Source organism: Nitrosomonas sp. Nm51 (assembly GCF_900111165.1).
Taxonomy (GTDB): domain Bacteria; phylum Pseudomonadota; class Gammaproteobacteria; order Burkholderiales; family Nitrosomonadaceae; genus Nitrosomonas.
In genome coordinates this window covers 1-13,052 of record NZ_FOGH01000062.1, presented here as the reverse complement: position 1 = coordinate 13,052, position 13,052 = coordinate 1, and the positions used below count along the sequence as shown (strand labels likewise).

13 protein-coding genes, 3 tRNA genes and 1 pseudogene are annotated in these 13,052 nt (G+C 47.2%); 5 read left to right on the top strand and 12 right to left on the bottom strand.

Going from position 1 to position 13,052, the window contains the following annotated elements:
* Window positions 1-58: 58 nt before the first annotated feature.
* Window positions 59-588 (top strand): annotated as a pseudogene (locus BMY60_RS16765) (IS1595 family transposase).
* Between the two features lie 265 nt (window positions 589-853).
* On the opposite strand, the gene BMY60_RS13555 reads toward BMY60_RS16765, so the two are convergent.
* The 5 genes from BMY60_RS13555 to BMY60_RS15860 all read right to left on the bottom strand — a co-directional run bounded on the left by BMY60_RS13555 (window position 854) and on the right by BMY60_RS15860 (window position 3,102).
* Entirely contained in the window at window positions 854-1,303 is a 450-nt protein-coding gene (locus tag BMY60_RS13555) for a tyrosine-type recombinase/integrase (protein WP_090334347.1), read from the bottom strand.
* A 68-nt stretch (window positions 1,304-1,371) separates the two neighbouring features.
* Window positions 1,372-1,459: transfer RNA gene (locus BMY60_RS13550), tRNA-Leu, on the bottom strand.
* A gap of 591 nt (window positions 1,460-2,050) precedes the next feature.
* A tRNA-Cys gene (locus BMY60_RS13545) sits at window positions 2,051-2,124 on the bottom strand.
* 66 nt (window positions 2,125-2,190) lie between these two features.
* Window positions 2,191-2,265: transfer RNA gene (locus BMY60_RS13540), tRNA-Gly, on the bottom strand.
* A 507-nt stretch (window positions 2,266-2,772) separates the two neighbouring features.
* Entirely contained in the window at window positions 2,773-3,102 is a 330-nt protein-coding gene (locus BMY60_RS15860) for a hypothetical protein (RefSeq protein WP_218141704.1), read from the bottom strand.
* Window positions 3,103-3,453: 351 nt separating this feature from the next.
* Between BMY60_RS15860 and ybaL the strand changes: the two genes are divergently transcribed.
* A complete protein-coding gene (ybaL, locus tag BMY60_RS13530) occupies window positions 3,454-5,145 on the top strand; it encodes a cation:proton antiporter domain-containing protein (RefSeq protein ID WP_090334345.1) in 1,692 nt (563 codons plus the stop codon).
* A gap of 151 nt (window positions 5,146-5,296) precedes the next feature.
* On the opposite strand, the gene rdgB is transcribed toward ybaL, so the two are convergent.
* From rdgB to BMY60_RS13505, 4 genes are all read right to left on the bottom strand, one after another.
* Complete coding sequence (gene rdgB / locus BMY60_RS13525) at window positions 5,297-5,884, bottom strand: RdgB/HAM1 family non-canonical purine NTP pyrophosphatase (protein WP_090334344.1); 588 nt, start codon at window positions 5,882-5,884, stop codon at window positions 5,297-5,299.
* Window positions 5,885-6,112: 228 nt separating this feature from the next.
* Window positions 6,113-6,835 carry a ribonuclease PH gene (gene rph, locus BMY60_RS13515; protein WP_090334340.1) on the bottom strand — a complete coding sequence of 241 codons (723 nt, stop codon included), beginning with the start codon at window positions 6,833-6,835 and terminating at the stop codon, window positions 6,113-6,115.
* 22 nt (window positions 6,836-6,857) lie between these two features.
* Window positions 6,858-7,658 (bottom strand): type I methionyl aminopeptidase, encoded by an 801-nt coding sequence (map, locus tag BMY60_RS13510; protein ID WP_090334348.1) that lies wholly within the window; start codon window positions 7,656-7,658, stop codon window positions 6,858-6,860.
* Between the two features lie 47 nt (window positions 7,659-7,705).
* Entirely contained in the window at window positions 7,706-8,311 is a 606-nt protein-coding gene (locus BMY60_RS13505; RefSeq protein ID WP_090334339.1) for an SPOR domain-containing protein, read from the bottom strand.
* A 162-nt stretch (window positions 8,312-8,473) separates the two neighbouring features.
* On the opposite strand from BMY60_RS13505, the gene BMY60_RS13500 reads away from it, so the two are divergent.
* On the top strand, window positions 8,474-9,109 hold the full coding sequence (locus BMY60_RS13500; protein ID WP_256250852.1) for a c-type cytochrome: 636 nt from the start codon (window positions 8,474-8,476) through the stop codon (window positions 9,107-9,109).
* Window positions 9,110-9,339: 230 nt separating this feature from the next.
* Here BMY60_RS13500 and hemL read toward each other — a convergent pair whose 3' ends face one another.
* The 3 genes from hemL to BMY60_RS13485 form a co-directional block, all read right to left on the bottom strand.
* Window positions 9,340-10,620: a glutamate-1-semialdehyde 2,1-aminomutase gene (gene hemL / locus BMY60_RS13495; RefSeq protein WP_090334336.1), complete on the bottom strand. Its 1,281-nt coding sequence runs from the start codon at window positions 10,618-10,620 to the stop codon at window positions 9,340-9,342.
* 197 nt (window positions 10,621-10,817) lie between these two features.
* A complete protein-coding gene (gene thiE, locus BMY60_RS13490; protein ID WP_090334334.1) occupies window positions 10,818-11,456 on the bottom strand; it encodes a thiamine phosphate synthase in 639 nt (212 codons plus the stop codon).
* Window positions 11,428-12,288 (bottom strand): bifunctional hydroxymethylpyrimidine kinase/phosphomethylpyrimidine kinase, encoded by an 861-nt coding sequence (locus BMY60_RS13485; RefSeq protein WP_090334332.1) that lies wholly within the window; start codon window positions 12,286-12,288, stop codon window positions 11,428-11,430. The genes thiE and BMY60_RS13485 overlap by 29 nt, the downstream gene beginning before the upstream one ends.
* A gap of 53 nt (window positions 12,289-12,341) precedes the next feature.
* Here BMY60_RS13485 and BMY60_RS13480 point away from each other — a divergent pair, with 53 nt between their 5' ends.
* Window positions 12,342-12,530 (top strand): rubredoxin, encoded by a 189-nt coding sequence (locus BMY60_RS13480; RefSeq protein WP_090334331.1) that lies wholly within the window; start codon window positions 12,342-12,344, stop codon window positions 12,528-12,530.
* Entirely contained in the window at window positions 12,530-12,919 is a 390-nt protein-coding gene (gene gloA, locus BMY60_RS13475) for a lactoylglutathione lyase (RefSeq protein ID WP_090334329.1), read from the top strand. Before BMY60_RS13480 ends, gloA begins: the two co-directional genes overlap by 1 nt.
* Window positions 12,920-13,052 lie beyond the last annotated feature (133 nt).

Below are 13,052 nucleotides of genomic sequence, written 5' to 3'. Positions count from 1 at the left end.
TTGGTCAAACACAAGTTGTTACAAACCATGCTGTTGCGTGAAGAACAGCGCCGCCTGGATGGACGTGTGGAGATTGATGATGCTTATTTGGGAGGTGAGAAGCGGGGAAAGCGCGGCCGGGGCGCCGCAAGTAAAGCGCCAAGCGCCATTTGTGGCGGCGATACAAACAAATAGCGAAGGCAGGCCGCATTTCATGCGCTTAACACCTGTGAAGGGTTTTACGCATGAGGCGCTCAAACAGTGGTCAGCTGAATGTCTGGTATCTACTGCACATGTGGTATCCGATGGTTTATGGTGTTTCGGGGCTGTTACTCACACAGCAGCGCAGCATGAACGCCATGTTGTCGGCAACGGCAAAATCGCTGTAAACGCCCCGGGTTTCATTGGGTCAACACGCTACTCGGCAACCTCAAGACTGCGCTCAGCGGAACATATCACGCATTTAATCACGCCAGGTACGCACACCGCTATCTTGCAGAATTTTCTTATCGTTTCAATCGCCGCTTTGATTTGGCTGCCATGGTACCACGCTTGCTGCGTGCTGCCGTTATTACGTATATTGCTCTATCGATAAATAATCACCCCTAAATCCGCCGCGCAACATCTTCCATCGACTCCCGATAATAAATCTGCAGCTGCCTCAGATCACGGTGCCCGGTAATTCGTGCCAGCGTCAGTATACCGACCTTGGCAGAAAGCCGGGTGATTGCTTCAGCGCGTGTATCATGAAAATGTATAAATCATCAATCATGGAACGCTTCACCGCTTTGCGGAACAGCGCGTCGACCTGCGATGTTTGCAGGTTAAAAACAGATTCACTGCCCTTATACATTTGACCGATCAGCCGCACCGCCTAGACAGACAATGGCACCTTACGCGAAAATCCGTTTTTTGTTTTCGTTAAAAACGCAACACGTACATCAAGGTCAACGTCACGCCAGGTCAATCCACAAATCTCACCGGCGCGCATGGCTGTCTCGATTGCAAACAACATTACGCATCCGACCCGAGCGGATACCATACCTGGCTTAATATCAAACTCATATCCCAGGGCATACAATAGCCTGTCAATCTCATCCTGATATAAGCGCCGGTCACGCGCTGACGGCGGCTTTGGACGTTTTACGGATTTTAACGGATTCTCGCTAAGCCAGCCCCATTCATCAATCGCCACATTGATCGCATGATTCAGTAGATTAAATTCACGCAATACAGTGCCAGGCGAAACAACCTTCAAACGACGATCCCGGAAATCAACAAAATCAACTGAACTTAAATCAGGCAGCATCACGGCAAATTGCATCGATGCGTTTGTTTATAAGGGTTTCGAAAGAATCGGGAAGGAATGAGAAATATATGAAAAATTGCCGGTGGTGCCCGGGGCCGGAATCGAACCGGCATGATCGCAATGATCGAGGGATTTTAAGTCCCTTGTGTCTACCAATTTCACCACCCGGGCAATAAAAGATATGTTGTTTACAACAAGTTAATATGATAGTGATGGGATAAATCCTGATGATTATAACCTGAATATATTTGCATTTGTAGAGCCAATTACAAATATACAGGGCAATCTGGCTAAAAGGTACTTAAAAATAGAAACAGATTGAGATATTGGCTCTATCATTTTGATTTCAAATGACAGACAAATCAACGGCACCGTGTTGACACCGGTCGAAAATTGACTCGGGGCGGCTAATGGGTAACCAGGTAATTCACGTATTCTGCTTAAATTTACTGTGAAAGATTTCCGGGGTGATGACATCTTCTACATGACCGTTAGGTTGAATGTGGGTCTATGCTGCAAAATAACATTTCGTCCTCCGTCGATAAAGTGGGTTCGAACCTTTAACTCTATCCCTTCCCGGCTGCCGCCGGGGCGGAGGACGGCTAGATGATTATCAATTTTAAACCGGTATCAACAATTGTTACCCCTGTTTTAAGTTGGATGCAAGCGGATAGTTACGGAATAGTGCGGAAGCAAAAACCTAACAAACAAAGGGGTTTGCTAAGTTTTTTGGATAACTACGGATGGGTACGGATGCGAAAATGGAGGCGGGGGTCGGAATCGAACCGGCGTAGACGGCTTTGCAGGCCGCTGCATAACCACTCTGCCACCCCGCCTCTGGTAGTACTCTAAAAAAACCTATTGCCGGCAAAAAGTTGGGATTTGAAGATACTGCTTAAAAATGGAGCGGGAAACGAGGCTCGAACTCGCGACCCCAACCTTGGCAAGGTTGTGCTCTACCACTGAGCTATTCCCGCATTATGCACGATCTGAAGTTTTCTTATGCCGAAAATCAACACCCAAAAGACAAGGCAGGGATTATAGAGACTCTGGTTTTTTTGTCAAGGTATGTCCAGGCGGCAATTCAATTTCACACGCGTTGAATGGTGTTCATTTTTACTTTGCAGAATATTTTTTAATATTTGATTTTTATCAGTTATTTTACAATTCGTGCTGCTTCTTGGATATCTGCATTACCCGTCAATTAGGGCAGTACAAATACCGTATTATAGCAATAACTGATGAAGGACATGGAAACGGTGTGCTTGTGCGGTGTCATAAAACAGATTTTAAATTACAGGTCAGGAATACATCCGTATGACCGTTTCATGGCATCTTTACGTTGTATCGTACGGAATAAATGCTCTATTTTGTTTGTGTCACTTCACAACGATAGCCTGTTGCATGACTTGGAACATATCCTTGTGCATTCAGCACTCAGAAAATAAGGATATTATCCCTGATCTGAAGCTTCCCTTTTTCCCTTATGCGACCATCCGCAATAATGCTTTGATGAGAGAATTTTGTCCGGGTCTGGCTGGCTTAGGGCAAAAGGTAACAAAATCTTTGTCAAATGCGTCCCTGGTAATCAGTTTTCTGACATCGGAGAAAGCGAAATGGCTGCGATTGTTAACAGCGTAACAACGCTGCGGTGTTTTATCAATACGATCTGCGTATATCCAGGTGATGGCGGTGGCGTTACCATGGTATCCTGCAAACCGCGTTACGGTGCTTGATAAGGGACTTCTGCGACTGTGTCTTGCCGCATAACACCATGGTAACGCTGTACAGGCAACATCATATGGATAGAGCACCAGCTTTATCAATCGGTATAGCGGTTTAAAAACCGATAAAGGCAAAAAAAAACAGTAGTCAGAAATGGTTATTTGTCCCGACTTGCTATTCAAACGGGGTTTGGAAAACTTGGAAGTCAAAATGCACGAAAGTGCGACACCGCTTTTGTTCGGGTATTAAATTTTACAGCAGTTTGATATCGCCCATCTGAAGCACGGTTCTGGCCTAATGGATACGGACGGATTGATGGAAGACAATGCTATTGTTACTGATCGAGGTGTTTATGAAAGAGGAACGAGTAATTGCAATTCTCATTCACTCAACGAAAACTTTACCAGTAACAATCAAATAACAAAAAGGGAAATATTTAGATGGAACATAGTCTGGTTCTGATAACCACCATTGCGGCTGGCTTTGGTCTTGCTTTGTTGCTTGGTTTTGTTGCCGAAAAGCTGAAGATTCCCGCACTTGTGGGCTATCTGCTGGCCGGCATTGCCATCGGGCCTTATACGCCAGGTTTTGTTGCGGATGCGCAGATTGCCTCTGAACTGGCCGAGATCGGTGTGATGCTGTTGATGTTCGGCGTCGGTTTGCATTTTTCTCTGGGAGATCTGCTTGCAGTCAAACGCGTCGCAGTGCCAGGCGCTATTGTTCAAATGACTGTTGCGACTATCCTCGGTATGATGCTGGCTGCATCTTGGGGTTGGAATATGCCAGCCGGACTGGTTCTCGGTTTATCACTGTCCTGCGCCAGTACAGTTGTGCTGCTCAAAGCGCTTGAGTCGCGCGGGTTGCTGGAAACAATGGATGGCCGTATTGCAGTCGGCTGGCTAATTGTGGAAGACCTGGTGACGGTATTGATGCTGGTGTTGCTGCCTTCTTTCGCGCATTTACTGACGGAATCCGATGAATCTTCCCGCGCCACAATGCACTTGTGGCAGACTGTTGCTTATACACTGCTGCTGGTGTCGCTTTTCATCGCGTTGATGTTAGTTGTCGGTCGCCGTTTGCTGCCCTGGTTGCTGTGGCATGTTGCGGAAACGGGATCGCGTGAATTGTTTACGCTGGCTGTTATAGCGATTGCCATCAGTATTGCCTACGGTGCGGCGGAATTGTTCGGTGTATCGTTTGCGCTGGGCGCTTTTTTCGCAGGCATGGTGATGCGTGAATCTAAATTCAGTCAACGTGCTGCTGAAGAATCGCTACCGTTACGTGACGCATTTGCAGTTCTGTTTTTTGTTTCAGTCGGTATGTTGTTCGACCCGCATGTGTTGCTGGAAAAGCCATTGCATGTACTGGGTGTGGTTGCAATTATCATTGTTGGCAAATCCATTGCCGCATTGTTTCTGGTGCTGCTTTTTCGTTATCCATTGAGTACGGCCCTGACAGTTGCAGCCAGTCTGGGTCAGATCGGTGAATTTTCATTTATTCTGGCCGGCCTCGGTTTGTCGCTGGATCTTTTACCTGCAGAAGGCATGAGTCTGGTACTCGCAGGGGCATTAATTTCGATTGCCTTTAATCCAATCGCGTTTGCGGTTATTGCTCCCGTGAGCAGGTGGTTTGTTCGTTATTCCGAACTGGCGCGCCGTCTGGCTACCAGAGACGATCCATATGCCGAACTGCCTATGAGCACCGAGCGCAAATATCTTAAAGGGCAGGTCGTGGTTGTCGGTTACGGACAAGTGGGCAAGCGTATTACCCGGGCCTTAAGTCAACAGGATATTCCATATATCGTGGTCGACCAGATACGTGAACGCGTACAGGATTTACGTAACCAGGAGCTGGCAGCTGTATCCGGTGATGCATCCGAGCCTGCCGTATTGATTCAGGCGCATATTGCCGAAGCGGCGATGCTTGTTATAGCTGTGCCCGATCCGTTCAATGTGCGTCAAATGGTCAAGACTGCGCGAACGTTGAACCCGGATATTGAAGTCGTGTTACGGACGAATAACGAAGACGAATCAGATCTGTTACGCAAAGATAATCTCGGTACAGTGTTTTACGGCAAGGAGGAGCTTGCAAAAAGCATGACGCTGCATGTGTTGCAGCGTTTTGACCGTTAATTTCCACATAAGGCGCAAGTTGAGAGCAGATAAAATCGCTTTTTTGTAATCCAGACAGCACGCAGCAATAAGCTGATGCCCGAAGGAAGGATAAGCCGACATAAATTATATTTTCTGATGTAACAACGGCCTGCGATAATGTATTTGGCTTTTATTGCCGCAGATTTGCTATTAAACGTGCAAGCGCTTTACCCCGGTGACTTATTTTGTTTTTAACGTCTGAATGCAATTCAGCTGCTGTTTTTTTTAGCTCCGGAATAAAAAAATACGGATCATAGCCAAATCCACCTTCGCCACGAGGGCTCATGATAATCTCTCCGTGCCACAACCCTTCCGCAATAATGGGTCGCGGATCCTCAACGTGTTGCAGCAAAACCATGACACAATAATAATAAGCACTGCGATCAGATGCACTGCTTAGTGATTCGACCAGTTTTTGATTGTTTCGCTGATCGGATTTGGGTTCGCCGGCATATCGTGCCGACAAAACGCCAGGTGCATTATTTAATGCACGAACGCAAATACCTGAATCGTCAGCCAAAGCAGGTAGACCGGTATGGTAACAGGCGTGTCTGGCTTTGACGAGCGCGTTTTCGATAAATGTCGGATGCAGTTCATCAGCTTCGGGAACGTTGAAATCAGATTGTGGCAATACATTAACGCGAAAAGGGTCAAGCAGGGCATGAATTTCGCGGAGCTTGCCTGTGTTGCCGCTGGCGATTACTAATACGCTATCCATATATATTGCCGGGTGCAGTGCGCTTCTCGCAGGAAACAGTCGTTTTGTTATCAAAAGGCGCAACGCGGAGCATGGGCGCTGACAAACTTACCCGCAAGGCGTTACAGTACTTGAACAGGGAACAACCCCTTCCAGCGGACTGCGTCTTGCTGCATAACACCACGGTAATGCTGCGCCTGGCAATATCATTTGGATAGAGCGCTGGTTTCTTTAAACAAGTCATCAGAATCAGGGTGTTTCTAGAGCTATTCTTTGAGCGGCTATCAATTCCCGAATGCCGGATTCTGCCAGATCGAGCATTTGATTGAGTTCGTTGCGCGTAAAAACCGCTTTTTCTGCTGTTCCCTGTATTTCCACAATGCCGGATTTTCCGGTCATGACTACGTTCATGTCGGTATCGCAAGCAGAGTCTTCCCGATAGTCCAGATCGAGCAGAACTGTTCCCTGGCGAATGCCTGCCGAAACGGCCGCAACATGGTCGCGTATTGGCGTCGTTTCGATAACTTGCTGGTATATCAGGTTTTCGACAGCATCATGCAAAGCGACAAATGCACCGGTAATACTGGCCGTTCGTGTCCCGCCATCGGCTTGAATGACATCGCAGTCAATCTGAATCGTGCGTTCGCCAAGCATGTTTAAATCAATAATTGCGCGCAATGAACGGCCAATCAGGCGTTGAATCTCCATGGTGCGTCCGGATTGTTTTCCGCGCGCGGCTTCGCGCTGAATGCGTTCATGAGTCGAGCAAGGCAGCATGCCGTATTCGGCAGTCAGCCAGCCCTGATTCTTATCTTTGAGAAAGGGCGGTACTTTTTCGCTGACACTGGCGGTGCAAATGACTTTTGTGTCGCCACATGCGATCAATACGGAACCATCGGCATGTTTAGTATAGTTCCGGCTAATTTTGATCGGGCGGATTTGCGTGGCGGTACGGTTAAAGCTGCGCGTCATCATGTGAGTTGTTATTCAGAAATCAGAAGCGATAGACTGGTTTGGGCGGCGTGCCGCCGGATACGGTCAGTACTTCATGCCCGCCTTCTGTGACCAGTACAGTGTGTTCCCATTGCGCAGACAAACTGCCGTCTTTGGTGGTTACGGTCCAGCCATCGGGCAAATGCCGGATGGCTGCCTTTCCTGTATTGATCATCGGTTCTATGGTAAACGTCATGCCCGGTCTGAGCTCCAGCCCTGTACCTGTCTTGCCGTAGTGAAGGACCTGTGGATCTTCGTGAAATTTTTTGCCAATGCCGTGACCACAAAATTCTCTGACGACGCTGTAGCCGACACCTTCAGCCAGTTTTTGAATGACATGACCGATGTCGCCAAGATGATTGCCTGGTTTGACCATATCAATTCCGCGCCACATGGCTTCAAAGGTTACTTCGCACAAGCGCTTGGCCTGGATAGACGGTTCTCCAACGTAAAACATACGGCTGGTATCGCCATGGTAATCTTGACTGATGACAGTGATATCAATATTGACGATATCGCCGCTCTTCAGTTTTTTCTGGCCGGGTATGCCATGACAAATCTGATTGTTGACCGAGGTGCAGATTGATTTAGGATATGGCTTATGGCCCTTTGGCGCATAATTCAACGGAGCCGGAATCGTTTTCTGTACGTCAACCATATAATGATGACATAGCGTATCCAGTTCTTCAGTTGTGATGCCGGGTTGAACAAACGGCGTAATGTAGTCAAGAACTTCGGAAGCCAATCTGCCGGCGATACGCATTTTTTCTATTTCTTGCGCTGTTTTTATGGTTACTTGCATATGTGATTCACCGCAATTTTGAGCGAACGGATTTAACTTGTGCAATATTATAAGCGCTCACAGGTTGCCTGTGTCAGTTTGCTGCCGGGAAACTGCTGAGCCAATGACTGTAATGCAGAAATTTCATGGATATTTGTTTCAAAAAATAAAAACTTTTTTTGTTCTACTACTTGCTCGCTGATGATTGTACCGGTTATTTCCTGAGCATTTAGTTTTTTTTGCAGTGCCTGAGCGGTCTGTTTGCCGGTAAATTCTCCAAATGAAATGGCATTAAACCAATGACCCTGGTCCATGATGCGGTAACTGATAATGCCCATATTGCGGAATTTGTTAATTTCTCTTTCAACGGTTTGCTGGTCTGTAAACGGAGCCGTGTGCAACCGGTACTGAATCAGCGGAGCAGATAAAGCCAACCGGTAAGGCAGACCCAGATCAAGCGTCTGTATGGCAGTTTCTGCTGATTCAATACTATCAGGCCCCGAAAAATCCCCCCATTCAATACAGTTTGCAACCGTTGGCAGCAAAATGATTTTTTCCGGATTTACAACATGTATGGCGGAGTTTTTTCCGATTTCCTGCCGGGTTGGCTGAAAAAATTGTAGGGCAGCTAACAGAAGATTTGTGATCAGGAGCAGGAAGAATATTTTTTTCATTCAGCGGTTCAGTTGAAACAGGCGTCATCAATGAATCTTGTTGTGAACAACGCTTTGCCTTGATAAAATGTCAAGTTATCCCGATAATCACAAGTTATCCTTAAAATCAGAAAATAACAGAATTTAAATGGCATAAAAATACGGAATACGGATATTATGAAAATGATGAAAAATAGTATGGTCGTAGCAGCTGTTTTTGCCTTAGTGTCATCGCCATCAGCCCTGGCAACTGGCGATGTGGGCAAAGGGCAGGAAATAGCCGCAGGTGCTTGTGCAGGATGCCATAATCCTGATGGCAACAGTATTATACCGATAAATCCCAATCTGGCCGGGCAACATGCGGAGTATCTTGTCAAGCAGTTAATGGATTTTAAAGCTGGAGGAGATCAAACGCCAAATCGAAACAGCCCGGTGATGGCAGCTATGGTTGCTCCGTTAACACAGGAAGATATGGAAAATGTGGCAGCTTTTTATGCTGCTCAAACGCCGGTGTCAACCGGGAATGCCAACAACAATGAAGATATGCTCGAAAAGGGAGAAATTCTTTACCATGGAGGCAATATCGATAACGGCGTACCTGCCTGCGCAAGCTGTCACGGGCCAACCGGCACCGGAATTCCGCCGCATTATCCTGTGCTTGCCGGTCAGCATGCTGAATACACGTATACGCAGCTGGACCTGTTTAACAAGCGTAAACGCACAAATGATGATGGTGTTATGCAGAAAGTACTGACACGTATGAGCGGCGCCGAAAAACGCGCGGTTTCCGAATATATTCAAAGTATGGAAACGCGTTAACATTTCCAGCATGTGTGTCGGTATTTTCCTGTCTGTTGGTTGTCAGGCGTAAAGATGCGGCCAAACAGCATCTGAACCGTCAGATGGCTGGATCAAACATTCGATTCTGACAGATACAATCGGCTTTGCTCCTTGCCATTACCGATACCAAAGACAATAAAGCGGCAGGTGTATTTCAAGCTTTTAAGCAATACAATACCTATGCCGCTTTTTTACGTTCATATCATTTTTTACAAGGTTGCAAAAATGTTTTCGGCAGCAGCCAGCGTTGTGTTGATTTCCGTACTGCCGTGCGTGGAAGAGACAAAACCGGCTTCAAAGGCCGAAGGTGCAAAATAAATGCCTCTATCCAGCATGGCATGGAAAAACCGGTTAAAGGCATCTTTATCGCAGCCCATAACTTCAGAAAAGCTGGCCGGTATGTTTTTGCTGAAATACAGTCCGAACATGCCGCCGATCGATTGTGCGCAAAAATTGACGCCATGTTTTTTGGCGCTGGCTGTCAAACCTTCAGTTAACTGACGTGTTGTATTTGCCAGATTGTCATAAAAACCGGTTTCCTGGATTAGTCTTAATGTCGTTAACCCGGCTGCAACGGCAACAGGATTGCCAGACAGTGTGCCGGCCTGATATACGGCGCCGACAGGTGCCAGGCACTGCATAATGTCACGCCTGCCGCCAAAAGCCGCCATCGGCATGCCGCCGCCAATCACTTTGCCAAGAGTGGTCAGATCGGGCTGGACCTGATAAAGCCCCTGTGCACAATCGAGACCAACACGAAATCCGGTCATGACTTCATCAAAAATCAGCACGCTGCCATGATGCGTGCATAATGTACGCAACGTTTTAAGGAAGTCGGTTTTGGGGGCGATCAGATTCATATTACCTGCGACCGGTTCTACAATGACCGCTGCTATTTCACTGCCGTACTGCTTAAATGTTGCTTCCACACCGTTGACATCATTGTAATCCAGTACAATCGTATGTCCCGCCGTTTCTTGCGGTACGCCTGCGGAACTGGGATTGCCGAACGTTAATGCGCCTGAACCGGCTTTGACCAGCAAGGAATCGTCATGACCATGATAACAACCCTCAAATTTGATAATTTTGTTGCGGCCGGTAAAGCCGCGTGCCAGACGTATGGCGCTCATCCCGGCTTCAGTGCCTGAACTGACCAGTCTGACCTGTTCGATAGATGGAATCAATTTGCAGATAAGCTCGGCGATTTCCAGTTCCGCTTCTGTTGGCGCGCCAAAAGTCAGACCGTTTTCAGATGTTTTCTGGACGGTTTTGATGACCTCCGGATGAGCATGGCCCAATATCAGTGGTCCCCAGGAACCGACATAATCGATGTAAGACTTGCCGTCAACATCCCAAACATGCGCACCCTGCCCGCGCTGAAAAAAAACGGGGTTGCCGCCAACGGATTTGAACGCGCGCACCGGTGAATTAACGCCGCCAGGTATAACTTTCTGTGATTGTTCAAATAATTGCCGATTTCGTGAAGTCATTGAATTGCTCTCAAAAAATTAAAAAATCTTAGGGGCGCCGTCATGTGTTATGTGCATTTGCGCGCGCAGAGCATAGCCATAGCTATGTTCAAGCGTTTTGAACATGCTCTGACATGTCCTGCGGCACAAAAACTTGATGTTTTTGTCCGAAAAACAAACAGAATTGCACATAACACATGACGGCGTTCCCTAGAAAATCAGTTAAAAAAACGCGAAATTGCTGCTGCTGTTTTGCTTGCATCGCTCGCCTGATAGATTGCCTGGCATACAGCCACTGCATCGGCGCCGTTTGTGATCAAGATCTGCGCATTGGCAGGATTGATTCCACCAATACAGACTACCGGCATATCCAAGGAACTTTTGGCGCGCCGCAAAATATCAATCGATGCCGTAACTGTATCACGCTTGGTGGTTGTTGGAAAAAATGCGCCAAAAGCAACATAATCGGCACCGCTTTTTGCTGCCTGCACAGCGAGTGTCAGACGGTTATAGCAGGATGCGCCGATGATTTTGTCCATGCCCAGTTGTTTACGCGCCGTTACAATATCCGTGTCCTGTGCACCGAGATGAACGCCATCTGCATCTACTTCAAGCGCGAGTTCTACATGGTCGTTGATCAGTAGAGGAACACGATAGTTTCGGCAAAGCTGCAAAAGAACTTTTGCTTGCTGTAAGTGTAGGGTTCTGTCAGCTGATTTGTTACGGTATTGTATCAACCGCGCGCCGCCGTCAAGTATTTGTCCGGTTTTTTCCAGTAGGGCGGCAGTATCGGCCATCGCAGCTGTTATTCCGTAAAGACCGGCAATTTTATGATTTTTCGATATTGTTATTGTCATTGTTAACGCACTTTTCGGTATTGTTACTATGGGAATACCGGTCAGGAATGAACTGTCCCAGGCCGGGCCGGAATCCAGCCTTTAATGCGTGCCAGGTATATGATTGTGCGGATAAAACGCTTTCATGTATCGTCTGTCCGGCTGCAATAGATGCGGCAATCGCTGAAGCCAGCGTGCATCCGGAACCGTGATAGCTGTGCGGCAGCCGTTTCCAGCTATTGGTACATAATTTTTTGTCGCGGGTAAATAACGAATTGATAACCTGCGCGGTATTTTCATGTGCGCCTGTGATTAGAACATACTTGCATCCCATATCCAGAAGTCTGAATGCGCATTCCTCGAGTGTCGGGTAATTTGGAGATGTTGCATTACGTGCATCAGTAAAAGCCAGGCGCCTGGCTTCAATACTATTGGGTGTTAACAGTGTGGCCCGCGGCAAAAGCAGTTTCCGCATTGCGTCAATCATCGCCTTAGTGGCTAACTTGTCTCCGCGCCCGGAGGCCAGTACCGGGTCCATGACGACGGGTATTTGCGGATATTCCAATAGTATTTCAGCAATCACGTGAATGATTTTGTCGCTGCCCAGCAGACCGAGTTTGAAAACATGCACAGGAATATCATTCAGTATCGCGTTGGCCTGATGTGCTACCCATTCTGGCCTTAACGGAAATATGTCATGAACCCCAGATGTATCCTGAACGGTTATTGCAGTGATGACCGAGAGAGGATGGCACCCCATATTCGCTATAGTCATGATGTCTGCCTGACTGCCAGCACCGCAGCTTGGATCGCTGGCTGCAAATGAAAGTACATTTGGGGGTGGCTGTGACATGCATTAATACCGTAAAATACTATTTTAACCTAAAAAGGAAGTGACAATCTATTATGTCTGCTGATGAGAATAACAACTATAACCGCTACATGTGCCTGATTTGTGGCTATGTATATGACGAGGCCAAAGGGTCGCCTGAAGAAGGTATTCCACCAGGTACGCGCTGGGAAGATGTGCCTATTAACTGGACCTGCCCGGAATGCGGTGCGCGTAAAGAAGATTTTGAAATGGTGAAAATGTAATGCGAATTCTACATACGATGTTACGTGTGGGTAATCTTGAAAAATCACTGGAATTTTATACCCAGGTGCTGGGTATGCGATTGCTGCGGCGCAAGGATTATCCGGATGGCAAATTTACCCTGGCATTTGTCGGCTATCAGGATGAAGCCAACGGTACAGTGCTGGAATTGACGCATAACTGGGATACCAGCCAATATGATCTGGGTACAGGCTTTGGTCATATAGCCATTGAGGTTGATGATGCCTATGTTGCTTGTGAAGAAACGCGTAAGCGGGGAGGAAAAGTCACGCGGGAAGCCGGGCCGATGAAACATGGTACGACTGTTATTGCATTTGTGGAAGATCCTGATGGTTACAAAATCGAATTCATTCAGAAGAAAAATCAATAACAATCGTTCTTAACCCTGCATCGAAAAATTACCGGGACGGGACTGTAAATTAAACTGTGTAACTGTCTGGGTTAAACATACTCAATCAGTCGATCCTCGAATTCGATCATAAACCGGTTCAAAGCCGCTTTCC